The sequence below is a fragment of the Chryseobacterium cucumeris genome (assembly GCF_016775705.1).
GTDB lineage: Bacteria > Bacteroidota > Bacteroidia > Flavobacteriales > Weeksellaceae > Chryseobacterium > Chryseobacterium cupriresistens.
In genome coordinates, this window is the sequence record NZ_CP068760.1 from 219458 (window position 1) to 241218 (window position 21761).

Annotated in this window: 21 protein-coding genes; 18 read left to right on the forward strand and 3 right to left on the reverse strand. The window is 36.7% G+C overall.

All coding sequences use genetic code 11. The features are described 5' to 3' along the window. The first annotated feature begins 214 nt into the window (after positions 1-214). The 4 genes from JNG87_RS01045 (at position 215) to proC (ending at position 4095) form a co-directional block, all read left to right on the forward strand. Entirely contained in the window at positions 215-1420 is a 1206-nt protein-coding gene (locus JNG87_RS01045) for a pyridoxal phosphate-dependent aminotransferase (protein WP_110008033.1), read from the forward strand. 10 nt (positions 1421-1430) lie between these two features. After that, a complete protein-coding gene (locus JNG87_RS01050; protein WP_202841214.1) occupies positions 1431-1916 on the forward strand; it encodes a hypothetical protein in 486 nt (161 codons plus the stop codon). A gap of 4 nt (positions 1917-1920) precedes the next feature. Next, entirely contained in the window at positions 1921-2934 is a 1014-nt protein-coding gene (gene murB / locus JNG87_RS01055) for a UDP-N-acetylmuramate dehydrogenase (RefSeq protein WP_202841215.1), read from the forward strand. 357 nt (positions 2935-3291) lie between these two features. After that, complete coding sequence (gene proC, locus JNG87_RS01060; protein ID WP_202841216.1) at positions 3292-4095, forward strand: pyrroline-5-carboxylate reductase; 804 nt, start codon at positions 3292-3294, stop codon at positions 4093-4095. Here proC and JNG87_RS01065 read toward each other — a convergent pair. Beyond that, complete coding sequence (locus JNG87_RS01065; protein WP_202841217.1) at positions 4085-4498, reverse strand: VanZ family protein; 414 nt, start codon at positions 4496-4498, stop codon at positions 4085-4087. The genes proC and JNG87_RS01065 overlap by 11 nt on opposite strands. Positions 4499-4554: 56 nt before the next feature. Between JNG87_RS01065 and lnt the strand changes: the two genes are divergently transcribed. Together lnt and JNG87_RS01075 are read left to right on the forward strand one after the other, a co-directional pair. Further along, complete coding sequence (gene lnt, locus JNG87_RS01070) at positions 4555-6189, forward strand: apolipoprotein N-acyltransferase (RefSeq protein ID WP_202841218.1); 1635 nt, start codon at positions 4555-4557, stop codon at positions 6187-6189. Between the two features lie 36 nt (positions 6190-6225). Then, on the forward strand, positions 6226-7443 hold the full coding sequence (locus tag JNG87_RS01075; RefSeq protein ID WP_202841219.1) for a hypothetical protein: 1218 nt from the start codon (positions 6226-6228) through the stop codon (positions 7441-7443). A 62-nt stretch (positions 7444-7505) separates the two neighbouring features. Here the strand turns inward: JNG87_RS01075 and JNG87_RS01080 are convergent, their stop codons facing one another. Beyond that, positions 7506-9215: a T9SS type A sorting domain-containing protein gene (locus JNG87_RS01080; protein WP_238349647.1), complete on the reverse strand. Its 1710-nt coding sequence runs from the start codon at positions 9213-9215 to the stop codon at positions 7506-7508. Positions 9216-9458: 243 nt separating this feature from the next. Between JNG87_RS01080 and rpmB the strand changes: the two genes are divergently transcribed. From rpmB to JNG87_RS01115, 7 genes are all read left to right on the forward strand, one after another. Then, positions 9459-9701, forward strand: a complete 243-nt coding sequence (gene rpmB, locus JNG87_RS01085; RefSeq protein WP_002976757.1) for a 50S ribosomal protein L28 — start codon at positions 9459-9461, stop codon at positions 9699-9701. Between the two features lie 6 nt (positions 9702-9707). Beyond that, a complete protein-coding gene (gene rpmG / locus JNG87_RS01090; protein ID WP_002976756.1) occupies positions 9708-9890 on the forward strand; it encodes a 50S ribosomal protein L33 in 183 nt (60 codons plus the stop codon). Between the two features lie 20 nt (positions 9891-9910). Beyond that, positions 9911-10063, forward strand: coding sequence for a DUF4295 domain-containing protein (locus JNG87_RS01095; RefSeq protein ID WP_002976755.1), 153 nt, complete (start codon positions 9911-9913; stop codon positions 10061-10063). 81 nt (positions 10064-10144) lie between these two features. Then, positions 10145-11101 carry an MBL fold metallo-hydrolase gene (locus tag JNG87_RS01100; protein WP_202841221.1) on the forward strand — a complete coding sequence of 319 codons (957 nt, stop codon included), beginning with the start codon at positions 10145-10147 and terminating at the stop codon, positions 11099-11101. A gap of 156 nt (positions 11102-11257) precedes the next feature. Beyond that, positions 11258-11722 carry a RidA family protein gene (locus tag JNG87_RS01105; protein WP_202841223.1) on the forward strand — a complete coding sequence of 155 codons (465 nt, stop codon included), beginning with the start codon at positions 11258-11260 and terminating at the stop codon, positions 11720-11722. 15 nt (positions 11723-11737) lie between these two features. After that, the gene (gene ftsY, locus JNG87_RS01110) at positions 11738-12691 is read left to right on the forward strand and encodes a signal recognition particle-docking protein FtsY (protein WP_076595870.1); all 954 of its coding nucleotides are present in this window, start codon (positions 11738-11740) and stop codon (positions 12689-12691) included. Positions 12692-12763: 72 nt separating this feature from the next. Then, positions 12764-13024: a GlsB/YeaQ/YmgE family stress response membrane protein gene (locus JNG87_RS01115; RefSeq protein WP_034694983.1), complete on the forward strand. Its 261-nt coding sequence runs from the start codon at positions 12764-12766 to the stop codon at positions 13022-13024. Positions 13025-13101: 77 nt separating this feature from the next. On the opposite strand, the gene sppA is transcribed toward JNG87_RS01115, so the two are convergent. Continuing rightward, positions 13102-14859 carry a signal peptide peptidase SppA gene (gene sppA / locus JNG87_RS01120; RefSeq protein WP_202841225.1) on the reverse strand — a complete coding sequence of 586 codons (1758 nt, stop codon included), beginning with the start codon at positions 14857-14859 and terminating at the stop codon, positions 13102-13104. A 20-nt stretch (positions 14860-14879) separates the two neighbouring features. Between sppA and folK the strand changes: the two genes are divergently transcribed. The 5 genes from folK (at position 14880) to JNG87_RS01145 (ending at position 21643) form a co-directional block, all read left to right on the forward strand. Then, positions 14880-15296 carry a 2-amino-4-hydroxy-6-hydroxymethyldihydropteridine diphosphokinase gene (gene folK, locus JNG87_RS01125; RefSeq protein WP_202841227.1) on the forward strand — a complete coding sequence of 139 codons (417 nt, stop codon included), beginning with the start codon at positions 14880-14882 and terminating at the stop codon, positions 15294-15296. Between the two features lie 17 nt (positions 15297-15313). Next, positions 15314-16429, forward strand: a complete 1116-nt coding sequence (locus JNG87_RS01130; protein ID WP_202841229.1) for an OmpA family protein — start codon at positions 15314-15316, stop codon at positions 16427-16429. A 52-nt stretch (positions 16430-16481) separates the two neighbouring features. Next, on the forward strand, positions 16482-18008 hold the full coding sequence (locus JNG87_RS01135) for an OmpA family protein (protein WP_110008045.1): 1527 nt from the start codon (positions 16482-16484) through the stop codon (positions 18006-18008). Positions 18009-18217: 209 nt separating this feature from the next. Further along, on the forward strand, positions 18218-19657 hold the full coding sequence (locus JNG87_RS01140) for an OmpA family protein (protein ID WP_202841231.1): 1440 nt from the start codon (positions 18218-18220) through the stop codon (positions 19655-19657). A 78-nt stretch (positions 19658-19735) separates the two neighbouring features. Then, a complete protein-coding gene (locus tag JNG87_RS01145) occupies positions 19736-21643 on the forward strand; it encodes an ATP-dependent DNA helicase RecQ (protein ID WP_202841233.1) in 1908 nt (635 codons plus the stop codon). Positions 21644-21761: the final 118 nt, after the last annotated feature.

Sequence of the window (21761 nt, forward strand, 5' to 3'; positions counted from 1 at the left end):
TTTAATCACATTTGAGGCGAAATTTAAGAAAAATAATAACACGAAAATATTATTTTTAACATAATCATAAAGTTTATTTTAAATACATGAAAATTTAATATTAAACAATCAAATTTTAAAGACAACATAAAACGTATGAAACATCTTCTTATTGATTCTTAATTTTATTATTGAGAAATTAAATCCTATTTTTGTCATACAAATTTTTTGAACAATGCCGAATATTTCAAACAGAGCACTGCATATGCCGCCATCGCCGGTAAGAAAACTGGTTCCTTTTGCGTTACAAGCAAAACAAAAAGGAATAAAAGTATACCACCTTAATATCGGACAGCCTGATATTGAAACTCCGGAAACAGCTTTAAATGCTTTAAAGAACATCGATTTAAAAGTATTGGAATATGCTCTTTCTGAAGGTAATATAGAATACAGAAAGGCCCTTACTGAATATTATCATTCATTAGGCTTCTCAGATCTTACTCCTGATAACTTCATTGTTACCAACGGAGGTTCTGAAGCACTTAACTTTGCGATCTCTACTCTATGTGATGAAGGTGATGAAGTCATTATCCCAGAACCTTACTATGCCAACTACAATGGGTTCACCAGCACATTTGATGTGAATGTAGTAGCTGTACCTTCTACAATTGATACTGGTTTTGCTTTGCCGCCTGTTGAAGAATTTGAGAAAAAAATTACAGAAAAAACAAGAGCGATCATCATCTGTAACCCTGGTAACCCTACCGGATATCTTTATACCCGTGAGGAACTTCAGAAACTGGCAGAAATCGCTTTGAAATATGATATCGTCATCATTTCTGATGAAGTATACAGAGAATACGTATACGATGGAAAGCAGCAGATCTCAATGCTCGATTTCCCTGAATTAGCTGAAAACTGTATCATTATTGACTCTGAATCCAAGCGTTACTCTATGTGTGGAGTAAGAATCGGATGTATGGTGACACGTTCCAACAAGATCCGTAATGCGGCGATGCTTTTTGCACAGGCAAGATTAAGCCCGGTTCTTTTAGGACAGATTGCAGCAACGGCAGCACACCAGAACGACGGCCCCTACATCAGAGCAGTAAGAGAAGAATATACCCACAGAAGAAATGTACTGGTAGATCTTTTAAACGCTATTCCTGGTGTGATCTGCCCTAAACCAAGAGGAGCTTTCTACTGTGTTGCAGAACTTCCGGTGGATGATACTGAAAAATTTGCCCAGTGGCTACTTGAAAAATATTCTCTTAATAACGAAACCATCATGGTAGCACCTGCGGGAGGCTTCTATAGTGATCCTGAATTAGGTAAGAAACAGGTAAGAATTGCCTACGTACTGAAAGAAGAAGATTTAAAAAGAAGTGCTGAAATTCTTAAAGAAGCTTTAAAGAAGTACAGAGAAGAATTCAGTCTGTAAAAATATATTGATGCCGACAACAAAAAAACTCCATCTGAAAATCCTGTTTTCGATCCTTTTGCTGTCGGCATTTTTTTCCTGTGATTCCAAAAAGACAGAGCCATCTGTTTCTCAAAAAAATCCACATGAGATTACATTCATCAGCGTATCCGACATCGGAGGACATCTGGGAAACTACAGAATTGTGAAGGCCACAAAAGATTCTGTTTTTGCAGAACAAGGGATGACAGCCAATCAAACCCATAAATCATGGGTATCTGCTATGAATTCCGAAACCTGGAAAAAGCTGGTATCAACAATCAATATTGTAGATCTTGATCATATCAAAAGTTCTCCAAGCCAACAGTCTGTAGACGGAACAGATGAAACCTTCCAGATCCGGACTCCCAAAAAATCACATATCTATGTGAATGCTTATGCAGATACTTTACATTACAAGCAATTACAGCAACTTAAAGAACAACTAAACAAAATTCTCCCCAAAGAATACCAATAAAAACATGCAGGAAAATTTTTCACTACGACCTTACAACACATTTGGTGTTGAAGCCAAAGCCCGTTATTTTACGGAAGTTAATACTATTGATGAATTAAAAGAGGCACTTATTTTCGCGAAAAACCAAAATCTTCAGCTTCTGTTCCTGGGAGGCGGAAGCAATATTCTTCTTACCAAAGATTTCGATGGTCTTGCTATCAGACTTAATTTAAGAGGTATTTTCGAAGAAATCATCAATGAAAATGAGGTATGGGTAACCGCAAAAGCAGGTGAAAACTGGCATGAATTTGTAATGTACTGCCTGCAAAAAAATTATGGAGGACTTGAAAATCTTTCTTTAATTCCGGGAAATGTTGGAACTTCTCCGATGCAGAATATCGGAGCTTACGGAACAGAAATTAAAGATATTTTTGTAAGCTGTGATGTATTGGACCTGGAGAATCTTGAATTGAGAACTTTCAATCTCGAACAATGCAGGTTCGGATACAGGGATTCTATTTTCAAACAGGAAGGAAAAGGCAGATATGTTATTCTGGAAGTTACTTTTAAACTGACTCAAAAAGATCACCATATCAAAACCGAATATGGAGCAATTCAATCTGAACTCGAAAATCTTGGCATTGAAAATCCAACCATTCAGGATGTTTCAAAAGCAGTGATCAATATCCGTCAAAGCAAATTACCGGATCCTAAAGAAATTGGAAATGCCGGAAGTTTTTTCAAGAACCCAACCATTCCTTTAGCTCAGTTTGAAGCATTAAAACAAAAATTTGAAAATATTCAGGGTTACCCGAATGGAGATGGGGTAAAAGTTCCTGCCGGATGGCTGATTGAACAATGCGGATGGAAAGGAAAACAAATCGGAAATGCAGCTTCACACAAACTGCAATCTCTGGTGATCATCAATGCAACCGGGAGTGCTACAGGAAAAGAAATTTTTGATTTTTCTACAGAGATCATTAATTCTGTAAAGGAAAAGTTTGGGATAGAACTTGAACGGGAAGTGAATATTATTTAATCTAAAAATATATAAAGGCTGATTTGTATGAATTTAGTCTTTTTATATTACTTATTATCTGTAACTGTTGGATGAACGCAAAGTCGCAAGGATCTTTTATTTTTCTTTGTTATTATTTTAAGGCGCAAGGATTTTATCTTCGATAACATTTAATGCTGTACGATCTTTGTGCTACAAAAAGATTAACCTTATTTCATTCTCACCCTTGCTGAAAATCTCGATTTTCTCGCGTCTTAAAAACGGCATATTATTCAAAATCTTTAAGCCTTTGCGCTCACCCAACAAAAATTAATTCAGAATCATTTCATATCTAGTCTCCGGAAAATCATTATTTTAGCTTAAAAATTACTAGTTGTGATGAAAATAGCTATTCTTGGTGCCGGAAATATGGGGCTTTCTTTTTCGAAATCATTCTTAAAATACGAACTGATCAAACCTGAACATCTGCATCTTATTATCAGAAGTCAGGAAAAAATCTCCAAAATAGCTGACGAATTTCCCAAATCCAAAATCTCCACTTTCGAAGAGGTAAAAGATATTGATGCTGATTTAATCATCATTGCAGTAAAGCCTCAGGATTTTCAGGCGGTTGCCCACAACATTCAATTTACTTTCAAGGAAAACCAGATGGTCTTATCCATCATGGCAGGGATTAATATTGAAAAAATCCAAAAATTGCTAAATCATCCGCTTGTGGTAAGAGCAATGCCGAACTCTCCTACCCTTCTGGGAATGGGAATCACAGGGTATACTGCTGCCAACGGAATTTCTTTCAGCCAGTTAATCAATATTGAAAGATTATTAAACAGCACAGGAAGATCGGTTTATCTGGAGGATGAGGAACTTCTGGATGGTGTCACTGCCCTTTCAGGAAGCGGCCCTGCCTATTTTTATTATATTATTGATGCTATGATTAAAGCCGGCATTGAAATGGGAATTGAAGAAAACCTTTCCAAACTTTTTGTAAAACAGACGATGCTGGGAGCTTATCATCTGATCAATAATTCGGAAAAAAATCTTGAGGAACTGATTAAAGATGTTGCATCCAAAGGAGGAACTACTGAAGCTGCTTTAAAAACATTTGAAGAAAACAGTTTCAAAGAAATTCTGAAGCAGGGAATTCTGAACGCTGAAAAGCGTGCAAAGGAACTTAATAATTAAGTTTCCTATCCAAAAATCTGCGTAGCAACCAACCAATATATACCCCGAAAGTATTCAGGAGGATATCATCTACCTCAAATATTCCCATTCTGGTAAAATATTGAAGCGCTTCCACAATAACAATACATGAAATAAAACCAAATATCAGGGGTTTCAGCTTTTTCAGTCCGGGAATTACCCAGCCCATAAACCCAAAAGGAATAAACATCATAATATTACCCAAGACAATTGTTACTATATCTATGGTCTTAGTGGGACCCTGGATAAATTTGAAGGTAGAAAAAACTGGTTCTACGGTGATGAGATTTTCCTCATACTGAAATCTGCCCATTCCCAAAAACATCAGATAGAACAGAAACAGAGTATACGGAACAATTATGATTGTATAAATTTTCTTTAACATCGAACTGCTAATATATTCATTTCAAAAACATTAAATTTGTGTATTAAAATAATTTAATGAAATACGTTCTGCTTACACTTATTTCAGCAATGCTGCTGTCGGTTTCATGGCCAACTTATGGGGTTCCGTTTTTTATATTTTTTGCTCTTGTTCCTCTTCTGATGATGGAACATGGCATTTCAAAATTTTCTGATTATAAAAGGAAAAGCTGGGTGGTCTTCGGATTATCTTACCTATGCTTTGTCATCTGGAACGTAGTCACTACAGGATGGCTGTATGGTTCAAAGAATCCGGATGGAAGCCACTCACTGATGGCTGTTTTATTCCCTGTATTAGTCAATTCTCTTTTATATTCTCTGGTATTCCAATGTTATCACTGGTACAAAAATGCTCAGGGAACGTATTGGGGATTAGGCTTTTTAATTGCCATCTGGATGAGTTTTGAAAAATTTCATTTAGGATGGGAACTGACATGGCCGTGGCTGAACCTGGGGAATGTATTTTCAGACTATCCCAAACTGATCCAGTGGTATGATACTTTGGGAGCAACCGGAGGAAGCTTCTGGATTCTGGTCATCAATGTTCTGATTTTTTATACTGTAAGAACATGGGAAGCCGGAAGAAAGAGAAAAGACCTGATCAAAAACTCCGCTATTGTTGCTGCTTTAATTGTTCTGCCGATGATTATTTCAATAATCAGATACAACAATTTTGATGAAAAGCCAATCGGACAGGTTAATGTTCTGATGCTTCAGCCGGATCTTGATCCTTATGCTGAAAAATACTCCAAAGATAGCCTGACTATAGAACAGGATTTATTAGCGCTTGCTGAAAAAAACTCAACCGGTAAGATTGATTATTATATCGCCCCGGAAACCGCTCTTCCGGGAAGAGGATCTATTTCCGAAACAGGTTTTGAAAAGAGTTTACTTCTTAATAATATCAAAGGATTTTTATCCGGTCACCCGGAATCTGTTTTTGCTACAGGAATTTCTTCACACCGATTCTTTTATAATCCTACCGACTTACCTAAAGAAGCTTACCAGATTAACAGCGGTGTTTGGGTGAGCAGTTATAATACTGCCATTCAACTGGTGCCTAACCAAAAAGTACAAGCTTATCACAAAGGAAAACTGGTGCCAGGTGTTGAAATATTCCCTTATATGAATGTTTTGAAACCATTATTGGGAGATGCCATGCTGAATCTTGGAGGTACTGTAGCTTCTCTGGGAACAGACAAAGAACGAGTTGCCTTTGCAAATCCTTACAACAAAGGAAAACTAGCGCCTATCATTTGCTATGAAAGTATTTATGGTGAATTTGTAACAGACTATGTAAAAAAAGGAGCTAACTTTTTAGGTATTATGACCAATGACTCATGGTGGGGCGTTACCGAAGGGCACAAACAGCTTTTATCTTATGCTAAACTGAGGGCTATTGAAACAAGAAGAGAAATCGCCCGTGCAGCGAACAGCGGAATTTCAGCGCATATAAATGCTAAAGGAGAGATAACAGCCGATACTTTCTATGGTGACCAGACAGCCTTATTCGCAAAGGTAAACCTGTATGATACAATGACATTTTATACAAGAGCAGGAGACCTTCTTTCAAGGTTTTCCATATTTGCGTTAGGATTCCTATTGTTCTACTATCTGATTGAATGGTTCAAAAAGAAAACAAAGAAAGCGTAATCCGAAGATTAAGTAAATTTATTAGATAGAGATAAAATGAAAGAAAAAATATTCAGATACAGATATTCTCTCATTTTTCTGGTGTATTGTCTTGCAGTATACTTTTTAAGTAAAAATGCCAGTCTTGTATTTGAATGGAAGGTAATCATGGAAGATTTTTCCGTCTATCATGATTATTATTACCTAGGCAAACCTTCGGCTTATATGCCGCCTTTATATCCTTATTATTTACTTTTAATAGAAAGTATTGTTAAGACACCAAAGTGGGTTATGATTTCATGTGTTCTGCAGTCTGTCATTTTATTTTTCTCGGTTTTATTACTTGTTGTGTCTTTTGAAGAAAATGCGATAAAAAAAAACAGGTATTTCTTTGCTTTTGTGGGTGTTATTTTTTTTCCGCCTATTCTTTTAGGCGCTACAAAAATCAGTTCATTTGCTCTTACACTATCTGTATTCAGCATTTTCTTTGCGTTAGTATTGAAATTATCACAGAAGGTCAATGTAAAAAATATAATATTAATTTCAATATTTTCAATAGCCGGGCTGTATCTCCGGTTTGAATTTCTGTTTTTAATGATCAGCTCAGCAATTATGCTGATCGGATATAAAAAAATAAAATATTACAACCTTCTGCTTGTGTTTGTATTTATTTTCATTACCTATCTTCCATGGTGTATAAGAAACTATGAAAAAACAGGAGTATTCCATTATTCAACTTCTCTCAATTATAATTTCGCAAAGGGGAATAATGAAAAATATGATATTTTCTCAAGTGAAAACCTGCCGTATGATCCGGCAAAAAAAATGATATTAACCGATGAATATCTCCGTCAGAATTTCACAGATGAGAAACAAATAGATCAATATCTGCAACAGCTCAATAAAAATTTCATTTCGGAGCATCCGGAACAGTTTATTAAAAACAGTTTAAAAAAAATAGGAATCAATTTTTTAAATTATTATCCAGGAAACTATAATTTCCCAAGCGTTTACATAATGTATCTGTACTCTGTTATTTTACTCGTTTTTAATTTGCTTTTAATTTACACAATTATTCAAAAGCTAAGATTAAGATTCACATTTGATGCTGCATTTCCCGGAGTTATTTTCATTTTCTATTTATTGTTTTATTCTGTAGCACCGTTACCAAGATATTTCCTGTTATATTTCCCGCTATTTTTCCTTTTTGTATTTCAGAATTTGAATGATAAACTCTATTTATATTTGTTGAAACTCAAAAAGACAAATGGATAAAAAAGAGAAAAGCCAGCTGGACGTCTGGCTTTTCTCATTGATAGAAGATAGAATTGATTCAATTACTTAATCGTAAGTTTCCTGGTGGTTATTTCGTTTTTTATCTTCAGTTTTAATACATAGATTCCTTTTGGTAAATGAGCAACATCAATAGACTGATCTCCATTGATACTGATATTCAGTTTTCTTCCGTCCATCGAATACATTTCAACTTCTGAAACTTTTTCTCCTTTTATATAGACTTTATCTGACACAGGGTTCGGATAGATAACAAGATGCTTTTCAGATTTGATTTCCGCTGTTCCCAAAACACTTTGGGCAGAAGCGTCAGAATATACTTTTGCAGCATCAATTGATTTCACACTCCAGTATACATTCTGAACAGCCTGATCAAGCTCAAGGAACCATGATGGTGTCGTTACCACATATTTGGCAATATCATGAGCTCCCTGCGTAGTTCCTACCGAGATCTCATAACGTAATGCACTCATCGGAGTTTTATCATCAGAAGCACCACTCCATGTAAAATTGAAACGGTTTCCGTTTTTAGTAAGATTCAGTTGCGTTGGTGCTGTAGGTTTAGCGTTTGCTTCTGCAGCATTATTTTTAAATACTTTAGTCAGTGAAGGCAGATCTGAAGCAGACCAGTCGAATCCACCCAATAAGATGTCCGGATGATGATCATTATTAAAATCAAAAAGCTGTACCAGCCCTGGACCTCCAAGGGCAGTAATCCCCGTTACAGTTCCTTCATTGAATGTATGATTGGAAACATCATAGATATAAGTCTTCACAACAGCATTGTAATTTTCATTTCCTGAAATAATAAAGTCGTAATAGCCGTCATTATTTAAATCTCCGACACTTAGTGCAACATCAGAAATATCGCCTGCTTGAATTATATGAGGAGTTAATGTTCCGGTACCATCATTCATTAAAACAGCAGAATAGGCATCATCGTTGGCATCTCTTCCAATCACCACGATATCCTGAAATCCATCAGCATTAAAATCTGCAAAATCTATTTTCCCCACTGAGACAGGCGCAAGATCCTGTGTAGGAGTCAGAACTCCTGTCTGGTTCATGTATACTTTGGATATAGCATCTCCGTTGATGTCTGATCCGATAATCACAAGATCCAGAAGATTATCATTGTTAAGATCTACCACTTTAAAGCTCCCGCTCTGGGTTCCATCTACCCAGTTTTCTGTAAGATCAAAACCGGCACCCGTATTTTTGTAATAATCCAGACTATTTCCAAAACCTCCTCCGTGAGCGTATTGAGTTCCATTAAGGGCATAATCAGGCTTTCCATCATGATTAAAATCAAAAACTTCCAGGGATCCATAAATTTTTCCCGGCAGTTCCGCTTCTTTTACAAATCCTGACCCGGTGTTTTTGAAGCGGTATTGTTTATAATTAACAACATCCATATAACTTAGCCCTGTAGAAATAATATCCAATAACCCGTCATTATTATAATCAATGAATTTAATATCTCCCAGATGGGTCACATCTGCTCCCAACCCTGCAAACGGCAACAATGTTGTTCCATTGTTCTGATATACTTCATTATACGTACTGTCCACATTTCCATCGCCATCAGCATCTATCGCTCCGTTGAGTACAATATCCAGCGTACCGTTGTTGTCTATATCTGCAATATCAGCTGCAGAATAATAAAAATTATTCATATTAGTCTGCACTTCAGTAAAATTCTGAGCCATGATGCTGACTGGTACCATAGAACATAAAATATAGATCTTCTTCATAATTGTTTTTATTTAGATTAATTAAAAACAAAGATAGAATATTAAATTTTCCGGGTGAAAAAAAGGCTGTATGAAATATATCAGCACTGATTATCTGCTGTATCCCAAGGATTCTGCTATTTTAAAAATTCAATATTATTAATCAGCCACTTATTTGCAAATATTTTCCAAAAGATTTGTCTATCTAAAAAATTCTTCGTTATTTTGCACTCTCAAATATTATACAAATAAGAACATCGAGATATGTCAAGAATTTGCCAAATAACAGGAAAGCGTGCAATGGTTGGTAACAACGTTTCTCACGCTAATAACAAAACGAAGCGTCGTTTTGAAATTAACTTATTAGAGAAGAAATTTTACCTTCCGGAGCAAGATAAGCACGTTACACTGAAAGTATCAGCTCATGGATTGAGAGTGATTAACAAGATTGGAATCGAGGAAGCTATTGAAAGAGCTACTAGAAACGGATTGATTAAAAAGAATTAATAAATCATGGCAAAAAAAGGAAACAGAGTTCAAGTAATCCTTGAATGTACAGAGCACAAAGAAAGTGGTATGCCAGGAATGTCAAGATACATTTCTACAAAAAATAAAAAGAACACTACAGAAAGATTGGAATTGAAAAAATACAATCCTGTTCTTAAGAGATCTACCATTCACAAAGAAATTAAGTAATTTATAAATAATAACTTACCATGGCAAAGAAAGTAGTAGCAACCCTACAAAGCGGTCAGTCTAAGAAGATGACTAAAGTGGTGAAAATGGTTAAGTCTTCTAAATCAGGAGCTTACGTTTTCGAAGAAAAAGTAATGAATGCTGATGAAGTAGATGGTTATTTAAAAAAATAATCAGTACTTTGTTTACAATATAAAAAACTACTCATTTTTTGAGTAGTTTTTTTGTTATATTCGTTTCATAAAAAACACATTATGAAGCAATTCTTTATTTTATTTTCAGCCATACTATTCACCGCGCCTTCCTATCATTCTCAAACCCTTCAGAATAAAAGAAGCTCTACAGAGAAAGTAAAAATTATTATTTTGGGAAATGTACAGGATGCCGGCTCTCCTCAGATCGGATGCCGTAAAGAATGCTGTGTGGATCTCTGGAAACATCCCCGGCCCGACAGAAAAGTATCTTCTCTGGGAGTCATCGACAAAGAGCTGCAGAAAAATTATATCTTCGATGCCACCCCGGATTTCACTCAGCAGCTGCAATTCCTGATGGAGCATTCAGCCGATCCAAAAAAAGCCGTGCCTGATGGTATATTTATTACCCATGCCCATATCGGACATTATACAGGTCTTATGTTTTTAGGAAAAGAAGGTATGAATTCCAAGGATGTTCCCGTCTATAGCATGCCAAGGCTTAAAAAGTTCTTTGAAACCAGTGGGCCATGGTCCCAGCTGGTCCGTTTGAGTAATATTATTCCCCATGAGATGCAAAATGAAACACCAATAAAGGTGAACTCTCATTTAGAAGTCACTCCTATACAGGTTCCTCACCGTGATGAATATTCGGAAACAGTGGGTTTCCTTATTAAAGGACCTCATAAAAAAGCATTATTCATTCCGGATATAGATAAATGGAATAAGTGGAAATACCATATTACAGATCTCATAAAAACAGTAGATTATGCATTTCTGGATGGTACATTCTATGACTCGGAAGAAATAGGCTACAGAAATATTGAAGATATCCCGCACCCCTTTGTAGTGGAGAGTATGGAACTGTTTAAAAGCCTGCCGCCTGAATATAAAAAAAGAATTTTCTTTATCCATTTTAACCATACCAATAAAATTTTAAATCCTGATAGCAGACAGAGTAAACAGGTTATTGAAAAAGGTTTTAATATAGCACGCCTGGGAGACGAATTTGACTTATAATTGCAATCAGTTTCTTTATCAGACTGTAATAAAAACCCTGCTGCTGAATATCAGGAAATAAAAATAATAAAGACTTTGTTTACATATAAAAAAACAACTCCTGTTTTGGGTAGTTTTTTTGCTATCTTTGCTCACCAGATTATTAATCAGTAAAGTATGAAAAAGATACTTGTTCTGGCCTGCACAGCAACTTTTCTATTTTCATTCAGTCAGAAAACAATGAATTTAGAATATAAAAGTTCGCCGAAAGTTTTCAGCATAAAAGGATTATCTCAATCGGTAAGTATTGATTGCGGAAATTCCAGAATGATTTTGCTATCCGGACAGGTTCCTCTGGACACGGAAGGCAATCTTGTGGGAAATACGATTGAAGAGCAGACCCAGCAGGTTTTCAAAAATATTGAAAACATCCTGAAAGAATATGAAGGTACAGGAAAAGATATTATCAAACTGGTCATCTACACCACAGACATCAAAAAAACACCTGATTTCAGAAAAGTAAGGGATTTGTATGTCAATCTTCAGAATCCTCCCGTAAGCAGCCTTGTAGAAGTGAGCAGGCTTTTCAGAGATGATGTGTTGATAGAAGTAGAAGCCACAGCAGTGATTAAAAATAAATAAGAATAAACTAAAACTATGAGTTGGTTTAAAAATATTTTCAAAAAGGAAGAAAAGGAAACCTTAGATAAAGGATTGGAAAAATCCAGCCAGGGATTCTTTGAAAAAATGACGAAAGCCGTAGTCGGTAAAAGCAAAGTAGATGATGAAGTTCTGGATGATCTGGAGGAAGTACTGATTGCTTCCGATGTAGGTGCCTCTACCACTATCAAAATTATTGAAAGAATTGAAGAACGTGTTGCCAGAGATAAATATGTAGGCGTCAACGAACTTGACAAAATTCTCCGTGAAGAAATTTCGGGATTATTGCTTGAAAATCCACATGCCGGTACGGGAAATATAGACACTTCAAAAAAACCATATGTCATTATGGTAGTAGGAGTAAATGGAGTGGGAAAAACAACAACCATCGGAAAACTGGCTCATCAGTTCAAATCGGAAGGTAAAAAAGTAGTTCTTGGAGCGGCTGATACCTTTAGAGCGGCTGCCGTTGACCAGCTTGTTATCTGGAGCGAAAGAGTGGGTGTTCCCATTATAAAACAGGAAATGGGATCGGATCCTGCGTCTGTAGCTTTTGATACGGTACAAAGTGCTGTAGCTCAAAATGCAGATGTTGTCATCATCGATACTGCAGGAAGACTTCACAACAAGATCAACCTGATGAACGAGCTTTCCAAGATCAAAAGAGTGATGCAGAAAGTAATTCCTGATGCACCTCATGAAATTTTATTGGTGCTTGACGGCTCTACAGGGCAGAATGCTTTCGAACAGGCAAAACAATTTACAGCAGCAACGGAAGTAAACGCGTTGGCAGTAACAAAACTGGACGGAACAGCCAAAGGAGGTGTTGTTATCGGTATCTCCGATCAGTTCCAGATTCCGGTGAAGTATATCGGTGTAGGCGAAAAAATGCAGGATTTACAACTTTTTAATGGTACGGAATTTGTAGACTCATTCTTCAAGAAAAGATGATTTATATCATGTTTTCCCTTATATTAGTAACAAATCATTTTTAAAATATTAACAATAAAAAAATTTGCAACTATGGGAATTATTACATGGATCTTATTCGGTCTTATTGCAGGTGCTATCGCTAAAATGATCATGCCTGGAACTCAGGGAGGAGGATGGCTTATCACTATCATCCTGGGAATTCTGGGAGCATTTGTAGGAGGAGCTATAGGAGTTTACGTTTTACACTGGGGTGATGTCACTTCATTCTGGAATCCGAGAAGCTGGATTCTCTCAATCGGAGGCGCTTTAATCATTCTCTGGATTTATGGAATGGCCACAAAGAAAAGCTGATAGTAACGCTGATAAAAAATAAAATCCCGGATCTGAAATTTCAGGTCCGGGATTTTTGTATACAATATAAAATTTAGTTAGTTGTTGATTCTGATCTGATAAGGCATTTCCATTTTCACCTCAGACTGTAGTTTTTTGTTTGTAATCTGCTGTAAAATCTCATAGTTGGACTTCCCTATCTTATTTTTAATAATTCTTGCCGAAACATCTTCCTCATTCAGGTCTTTAAAGATTTGCTCGAACGGAGTCATTCTCTTAGGGAAAGCCTCTACGTGGTAAGATTTCATTCCTGCTTTCTGAGCGGCAAATTTCACAGCATCAGTTAAAGTACCCAATTCATCCACCAATCCAATTTGCTTGGCACGAACACCACTCCATACTCTACCGCCTCCTACATTGTCAATCTGCTCAAAAGTTTTCTTTCTGTTTTGAGTTACAAAATGAACAAATCTCTTGTAAGTACCTTCTACACTTCTTGTCATCATATTCACTCCATAAGGCGTCACTCCGTTTAATCCTGAATAATACATAGAGTTGGCATTGGTAGAAACAATATCCGCACGAATCCCGTTTTTAGCAGCAATATCTTTATAGTAAGGCATCACCCCGAACACTCCGATAGAACCGGTAAGTGTATTAGGCTCTGAATAAATTTTATCTGCAGCCATTGCTACATAATATCCTCCTGATGCTGCATAGTCTCCAAAAGAAACGATCAGTGGCTTTTTCTTTTTCAGCTGCTGTAATTCAAATAAAATTTCATCTGAAGCATTGGCACTTCCTCCCGGAGAGTTGATTCTGAACACAACCGCTTTCACTTTATCATCCTCCTGAAGTTTTTTGATGTACTTCACATATTTCTCGGAATGAATATCATTGTATTCATCTCCGTTATTAATAGATCCCGAAGCATAAAGTACAGCGATCTTTTCACCGGATTTATCTTCATCCGCATAAGAATTGATATAGCTTGTCAAAGAAATCTTGTTCAGCTTTTCTTTATCTTTTACATTAAGCTTCGCTTTCAGAAGATCTTCATATTCGGATTTCTGGATCAGCTTATCCGCAAGTTTATACTGTAAACTCTGCTCAGGAATCATTCCGTATAAGCTGTCTGTAATTGTTCTGAACTGAGCAGTATCAATTTTTCTTGAAGCAGCCATTTTATTGGATGTATTTTTCCAAAGATCATTCAAAAGAGTACTTAACTGTTCTTTATTTTCAGGAGAAATATCATTTCTTAAAAAGGGTTCTACCGCAGACTTGAATTTACCGTGACGGATTACTTCGATTCCGATTCCGTACTTATCTGCAAAATCTTTGAAGAAAGTAACCTCAGTAGAAAGACCTTTTAATTCGATCATTCCTGCCGGATGCAGGTAATATTGATCAGCAACAGATCCTAAATAATAAGCAGACTGTGATACTCCGTTTCCATAAGCGTATACAAACTTTCCGCTTTTCTTGAAATCCTCAATAGCATTTCTAAGATCATCAATCTGTGTAAGGCCTGCAGACAAGTCATCAGCTTCTATACTGATTCCTTTAATATTATCATCAGTTTTTGCTTTGTTGATAGCCTCTAATGCATCATATATAAGAATACTTTTATTTTGGGCGCCTATCCCGAATAATCCCATCTCTTCTTCGGTAGGACTATCGATGATACTGGTCTTTAAATTAATCGTAAGAACTGAGTTCTTTTTCACCGCCACCGACTTATCATTCCCCATTGCACTGAACACAAGCATCATGATGAAAAAGATGAAAAATAGAGCGCAAAGTATGATAATTGCGACTATATTTGCCAAAACATTTTTGAAGAAACTTCTCATAAATCAATCAATTTTCTAATATGTCGCAGCATAAGGTCGTTTTGTTACTGGGAAGTAACTTAGGAGAGCAAAAAAAAAATGTAGAGCTTGCATTAAAAAAAATCAGTGAAGCCGGAAATTACATTTCACAAACCAGCGAATTTTTAATGTCTGAGCCTGTAGAGTTTGCCAGTTCCAATATTTTTTGTAATATTGCAGCAATAATATTCACACATCTTTCACCCATTCAACTGCTTGATTGTATTAAGAATATAGAAGTTGAGATGGGAAGAATTAATGATTCAAAAGTATCCGGAGGTTACACAGACAGGATAATAGATATTGATATCATTAAGTATAATGAGTTGAATTTTAAATCAGAAAGATTAGAAATCCCTCATAAAAAACATCTTTTTGAAAGGGATTTTTCCAGGATATTATTAAAAGATTTTATTTAAAACATAAAACATATTGTATGAAATTAGGTTTATTATTATTGGCTACGTCATTGCCAATTGCAGCTTTCGCACAGAACAGCGGCACAACAGTAAGCTCTTCCACAGAGTACCCTAATACATTCTCCTCAGGTTCCGCTAATGTAAAACCCTTTGACAATAAATCCAGACGTTTCAGAGACTGGTCTATTTCTGTTGGAGGAGGTCCTGCATTTATGGTACACTCCGATTTAAAATCTATCCGCAAGGATAAGACTAATTGGGGATACAATGCTTACGTAAGCGTGGACAAACAAATCACACATGCATTCGGGCTAAGCCTTATGTATATGAGAGGAGAAACAAAACAGACAGCCCAGCTTCCTGGTGCTGAAGGTGTAAAATCAGGAATAGCTACTGCAACAACACAGTTTGACAACATCTCTTTATTGGGGGATATCAACTTCTCGAACTTATTCAGAAGAGTAGACAACCACTCTCCATACAGATGGGCTTTCCACGGATATATGGGTATCGGTCTTCAGGGATTCAGAACATCACTGCATGATAATGACGAATTCAGATGGAGCAATTCTCCAAGAAGAACTCCTTTATTCATTAAACAGGACATTGATATCAACTCTATCTTCTATCAGGGAGGTGTGGGAATCAAGTACAATGTTTCAAAACTTATTGACGTTGAGGCAAGAACCATGTACATTATCAGTGGTGATGATGAATTCGATGGCGGCGGATGGGCAGATCCTAATGATTATGATCCTTCCACTCCAGGTTCAAAATATAACATGTTAAATTCCAGAAGATCTGATAACGCCTGGACAGTAAGTTTAGGAGTATCTTTCAAACTAGGAAAGCACGAATCTCATCTGGCATGGCATGATCCGCTTCAGGAAGCTTATTACAGAACCAGCGTTCTCGAAAATGCAAGTACTGACCTTGTTGTCTGCGAAAAAGGAGATGCAGACAATGACGGAGTATGCGATGACTGGGACAGACAGCTTGATACTCCTGCAGGAGCAAGAGTAGATGGAGCCGGAGTTGCTTTGGATATGGATCTTGATGGAGTTATTGACCTTTACGATAAGTGCGTAACTGTACCAGGACCTGTTGAAAATAACGGATGCCCGATTAAATAATTAAAACAGTCTTACAATTCTTTTACAAAAAGAAATCAAATAATAATACACGATGAAATTAAGTTTAGCAATTGTTGCATTAGCTTTGGCAATTCCTTCTGCCGCTTATGCACAAGACTCAACAGCAGTTTCGAATGGAAAATATCCCAATACATTTTCCTCAGGATCTGCCAATGTTACACCATTTACCAACCAATCCAAGAGATTTAATGATTGGTCTGTTTCAGTAGGAGCAGGTGTTCCGCTTCTGCAGTCAGCAGATTTAACCTCTATCAAAAATGGTAATGGTAAAAACCTTTTTGGCTATTCAGCGTATGTAAGTATTGATAAAGCGATTACCCATGCTTTTGGGATCAATTTACAGTATGACAGAGGTGAAACCAGACAAGGATGGTTCAATACTAAAAATGCAGCACCGGATGCAACAGCAGTAGGAGCAAGAACTCAGTATGACGCGATCTCTATCTTAGGAGATATCAACTTCTCAAACCTGTTAAGAAGAGTTGACAACCATTCTCCTTACAGATGGGCACTTCACGGATATGCAGGTATCGGTACTATTGCATACAGAGCATATCAGAAAGACGGAAGCAACAGACAGAGATTGATGACAGAAATCAAACCTTTCGAATTAGGTTCTATGTTCTTTCAGGCTGGTACAGGTCTGAAGTTCAAAGTGAACAGAAGAATCGATATTGAAGGTAGATTAATGTATGTGGTAACCGGTGATGATGAATTTGACGGTGGAGGTGATGCTTACAGCGCTATCAACAAGCGTTCTGAGCAGGTTTCAGACAACTTCTTCAACGCTACTTTAGGTCTTTCTTTCAAACTAGGTAAGCACGAGTCTCACGTAATGTGGCATGACCCGCTTCAGGAAATCTATTATAAACTTGATGTACTGGCTAACAAAAACCAGGATATTGAAGTATGTAAAAAAGGAGATGCTGATAATGATGGTGTATGCGACGATTGGGACAGACAGCTTGATACTCCTGCAGGAGCAAGAGTAGATGGTGCCGGAGTTGCGCTTGACACTGACTTAGACGGTGTAATTGACCTTTACGATAAGTGTGTAACGGTTCCAGGACCTGTTGAAAACAACGGATGTCCAGTTGTTAAAGATAATAAGCAAACTGCTGTAGAAGTAGAGAAAACCCTTAAAGATATTTATTTCAACTTTAATAAAGCAACCATCAGACCTGAATCTAATGAGAAACTGGATCTGGCTGCTTCAATTATCAAAGAAAACGGAGGTAATTACCTGTTAACAGGACATACCGATATCAAAGGAAATGCAGCATACAACCTTAGATTGTCTAAAGAAAGAGCAGCAGCTGTAGTTGGAGCTCTGGAAAACAGAGGCATCAATGAAAATGTGCTGAAATCAAGAGGAGTAGGTTCTGCTGAAGCTACTATCCCTGCATCAGCTTCAGATGCTGAAAGAATGGCGGACAGAAAAGTTACTGTAAGATTTATAGAAAGTTCAGAATGGGATTCTATCAAAAAGAAAGACTATGAAGATGCTCCTGTAAAAAAAACAGTCAAAAAAGCTCCCGCTAAGAAAAAGAAGAAATAATTTCAAATACTTCATAAACCGAAAAGAATTGTTCTTTTCGGTTTATTTTTTTTCTACTACGAATTTTTTTACATACCTTTATCATTATTTTCAGGACAATTGTACAAACACATTAGTAATCAGTACGTTTGTTTTGAAAAAAATTAACACAATATCACTTTTTAGCGTAAAAAATCATTTAAAATAACTTAACTTAAAAAAATAACACTATGAAATTAAGTTTAGCAATTGTTGCATTAGCTTTGGCAATTCCTTCTGCCACGTATGCACAAGACTCAACGGCAGTTTCAAAAGGAGAATATCCTAATACATTTTCTTCGGGATCTGCTAATGTTTCCCCATTCACCAATCAATCTAAAAGATTTAACGATTGGTCTATTTCTGCCGGGGTGGGTGTTCCACTTCTTCAGTCTGCGGATTTAACCTCTATCAAAAATGGTAACGGTAAAAACCTTTTTGGATATTCAGCGTATGTAAGTATTGATAAAGCGATTACCCATGCTTTTGGGATCAATTTACAGTATGACAGAGGTGAAACCAGACAAGGATGGTTCAATACTAAAAATTCAGCACCGGATGCAACAGCAGTAGGAGCAAGAACTCAGTATGATGCGATCTCTATCTTAGGAGATATTAACTTCTCAAACCTGTTAAGAAGAGTTGACAACCATTCTCCTTACAGATGGGCACTTCACGGATATGCTGGTATCGGTACTATTGCGTACAGAGCATATCAGAAAGACGGAAGCAACAGACAGAGATTGATGACTGAAATCAAACCTTTCGAATTAGGTTCTATGTTTATGCAGGCTGGTACAGGTCTGAAGTTCAAAGTGAACAGAAGAATCGATATTGAAGGTAGATTAATGTATGTGGTAACCGGTGATGATGAATTTGATGGAGGAGGTGATAAATACAGCGCTATCAACAAGCGTTCAGAGCAGGTTTCAGACAACTTCTTCAATGCTACTTTAGGTCTTTCTGTTAAACTTGGAAAACATGAATCTCACTTAATGTGGCATGACCCGCTTCAGGAAATCTATTATAAACTTGATGTGCTGGCTAACAAAAACCAGGATATTGAAGTATGTAAAAAAGGAGATGCTGATAACGACGGGGTATGCGACGATTGGGACAGACAGCTTGATACTCCTGCAGGAGCAAGAGTGGATGGTGCCGGAGTTGCGCTTGACACTGACTTAGACGGTGTAATTGACCTTTACGATAAGTGTGTAACTGTTCCGGGACCTGTTGAAAACAACGGATGCCCTGTAGCAACAACAGGACCTGTAGTAGAAACAGAAACTAAATTGGAAGGAATTGAGTTTGATTTGAATTCTGACAGAATTTTACCTTCAAATACTCCAATTTTAAATAATGCAGTAAACTATATTAATTCTTCAAATGGTTCTTACAATGTAATCGGAGCTACAGATACAAGAGGTACTGATGCTTACAACCAGAAACTATCTGAAAGAAGAGCAAACAACGTTAAGAACTATCTGATCAAAAATGGTGTTCAGACAGGTAAACTACAGGCTATAGGAAAAGGTGAAAAAGACCTTAAATATCCTGAATGTGAACCGGCAACGAAGTGCCCTGAATGGAAAAACAGAGCCAACAGAAGAGTATACTTCGAAGCTAAATAATAAACATATTGATACATTATATGAAAGTCACGCCCTGCGTGACTTTTTTTGTCCTAATTCTTTCCTTATTTTTACAACATGATTTCTCCGCAGGATTTTCAAAAGCTAAAATATGATACTCTTAAGTATTTCTGGGGTTATACCGACTTCAGAGATTCTCAGGAAGAAATTATCAATGCTGTAATCAATGAAAAAGACACCCTGGTTCTCTTACCTACAGGAGCAGGAAAGTCTTTATGTTATCAATTACCAGCCTTACTGAAAGAAGGAACCTGCCTTGTTGTTTCTCCTTTGCTGGCATTGATGAAAGACCAGGTTAATCAGCTTAAAGCGCGTGGTATAGAAGCAGAATATCTTTCCTCCGAATTGGATGAATATGATGCTGAAGCCATTTATGACCGCTGTAAAGAAGGACTTACCAAGCTGCTCTATGTTTCTCCTGAAAGGCTTACCAATACTCAGTTTATTCAAAATATGGAAGAAATACAGCTATCCTTCATTGCCGTTGATGAAGCACACTGTATTTCAGAATGGGGACAGGATTTCAGGCCCAGCTACCAGAATATAAAAGGATTCAGAAATAATAACCCGGAGATTCCCTGCCTTGCCTTGACTGCAACTGCAACTCCGAAAGTGCTGGAAGAAATTAAAAATAAACTGGAACTGAAAAATCCTTTTGTTTTTCAAAAGAGTTTCAAAAGAGAGAATATTAAAATCTTTACAGATGAAGTATCTGATAAATTTCAACGTGTTTTTGATATTCTAAAATACAGCAATGATTCCGGAATTGTTTACGTAAGAACAAGAAAAGAAGCTGAACTGCTGGCAGAATTTCTAAAGAAAAATCAACTGAAAAATGTAGATTATTTTCATGCCGGTCTCACAACCAAAGAAAAGAATGCAAGACAGAATCTTTGGAATAACAGTGACAATCACGTTCTTATTTCTACCAATGCCTTTGGAATGGGTATTGACAAAGATAATGTCCGTTTTGTCATTCATTATTCTCCCGCTGCATCCCTTGAAAACTATTATCAGGAAATCGGAAGAGCCGGAAGAGATGGCAAAGACAGTTTTGCCTTCATGCTCTGGAACAAACAGGAACTATTGAATTTTGATCAGGTTTTAAAAAACCAGACTCCCAACAAAGCTGAGTTTTTGAAAATCGTTAGTTATCTCTACTCTATTTTTCAGGTAGCTGAATTTGAACTTCCGGAAAAGACATTTCAACTGAATCATCTCAGTATACAGAATTTTACAAAACTATCGAAGGCCAAGATCAACAATGTACTCAATTTTCTGCACAATCAGGAAATTGTTTACTACAATGATAACAAAAGTCTGTCTTCGCTCGAACTTTTTATTAAAGCTGATGAGATTGACCAGTTGCCACAAAAAGATGGCCATTTCATAGAACTCCTTTTCCGTACCATATCAGGAATTACTACGCACAAAGTTATGTTCAGCGAACAGCAGGTCAGCAACAAAATCAATATCAGTGTTCCTTTAATCAAGGAACGTCTGAAAGAGCTGCAGCAAAAGAATTACCTTGAATATATTGACGGAGCATTAGCCAGTATTAAATTCCTCAAACCCCGTGATGAAAGAGCTGTGAACAGCGCTTACTGGAAATTATTTGAACATATTCAGAGGAATAAAATCCAGAAATGGGAAGAGATGAAGTTTTACGTAGAAAATAACGACTACTGTAAAATGAAACTAATTCTTGCTTACTTTGGTGAAAAAAATTCAAAAAACTGTGGACAGTGCTCTGTCTGCGAAAAAAATAAGCAGTCTATCTTTGGGAAAAATATTTCCCAGCAGATCATTAATTTATTAGCTAAAAAATCGGCTACTATTGAAGAACTGTCTATCCAGCTCAGCTATCATTCCAAAGAAAATATACTGGAGAATCTGATTTTTCTTTTGGATTCAGGAAAGGTAAGAATGCTGAATTTCAGAACGTATGCGCTGAATCATGAGTAATGAGTAATATGCAATGAGCAATGAGCAATGATTGATAAATATTATGACCCTCAACCTGCCTAAATCTCAAAGCTCATACTCTAAAACTCTCCTACCTTCAAACCCTGATATTTTCCGA

Bases quoted from the DNA above. Each gene is read 5' to 3' on its own strand.
- JNG87_RS01095 (WP_002976755.1), top strand. From the start codon at position 9,911: ATGGCAAAGAAAGTAGTAGCAACCCTACAAAGCGGTCAGTCTAAGAAG.
- JNG87_RS01065 (WP_202841217.1), bottom strand. From the start codon at position 4,498: ATGTTAAAGAAAATTTATACAATCATAATTGTTCCGTATACTCTGTTT.
- ftsY (WP_076595870.1), top strand. From the start codon at position 11,738: ATGAGTTGGTTTAAAAATATTTTCAAAAAGGAAGAAAAGGAAACCTTA.
- JNG87_RS01080 (WP_238349647.1), bottom strand. From the start codon at position 9,215: ATGAAGAAGATCTATATTTTATGTTCTATGGTACCAGTCAGCATCATG.
- rpmB (WP_002976757.1), top strand. From the start codon at position 9,459: ATGTCAAGAATTTGCCAAATAACAGGAAAGCGTGCAATGGTTGGTAAC.
- murB (WP_202841215.1), top strand. From the start codon at position 1,921: ATGCAGGAAAATTTTTCACTACGACCTTACAACACATTTGGTGTTGAA.
- JNG87_RS01075 (WP_202841219.1), top strand. From the start codon at position 6,226: ATGAAAGAAAAAATATTCAGATACAGATATTCTCTCATTTTTCTGGTG.
- rpmG (WP_002976756.1), top strand. From the start codon at position 9,708: ATGGCAAAAAAAGGAAACAGAGTTCAAGTAATCCTTGAATGTACAGAG.
- JNG87_RS01100 (WP_202841221.1), top strand. From the start codon at position 10,145: ATGAAGCAATTCTTTATTTTATTTTCAGCCATACTATTCACCGCGCCT.
- JNG87_RS01145 (WP_202841233.1), top strand. From the start codon at position 19,736: ATGATTTCTCCGCAGGATTTTCAAAAGCTAAAATATGATACTCTTAAG.
- JNG87_RS01050 (WP_202841214.1), top strand. From the start codon at position 1,431: ATGCCGACAACAAAAAAACTCCATCTGAAAATCCTGTTTTCGATCCTT.
- JNG87_RS01130 (WP_202841229.1), top strand. From the start codon at position 15,314: ATGAAATTAGGTTTATTATTATTGGCTACGTCATTGCCAATTGCAGCT.
- folK (WP_202841227.1), top strand. From the start codon at position 14,880: ATGTCGCAGCATAAGGTCGTTTTGTTACTGGGAAGTAACTTAGGAGAG.
- lnt (WP_202841218.1), top strand. From the start codon at position 4,555: ATGAAATACGTTCTGCTTACACTTATTTCAGCAATGCTGCTGTCGGTT.
- proC (WP_202841216.1), top strand. From the start codon at position 3,292: ATGAAAATAGCTATTCTTGGTGCCGGAAATATGGGGCTTTCTTTTTCG.
- JNG87_RS01135 (WP_110008045.1), top strand. From the start codon at position 16,482: ATGAAATTAAGTTTAGCAATTGTTGCATTAGCTTTGGCAATTCCTTCT.
- JNG87_RS01105 (WP_202841223.1), top strand. From the start codon at position 11,258: ATGAAAAAGATACTTGTTCTGGCCTGCACAGCAACTTTTCTATTTTCA.
- sppA (WP_202841225.1), bottom strand. From the start codon at position 14,859: ATGAGAAGTTTCTTCAAAAATGTTTTGGCAAATATAGTCGCAATTATC.
- JNG87_RS01140 (WP_202841231.1), top strand. From the start codon at position 18,218: ATGAAATTAAGTTTAGCAATTGTTGCATTAGCTTTGGCAATTCCTTCT.
- JNG87_RS01115 (WP_034694983.1), top strand. From the start codon at position 12,764: ATGGGAATTATTACATGGATCTTATTCGGTCTTATTGCAGGTGCTATC.
- JNG87_RS01045 (WP_110008033.1), top strand. From the start codon at position 215: ATGCCGAATATTTCAAACAGAGCACTGCATATGCCGCCATCGCCGGTA.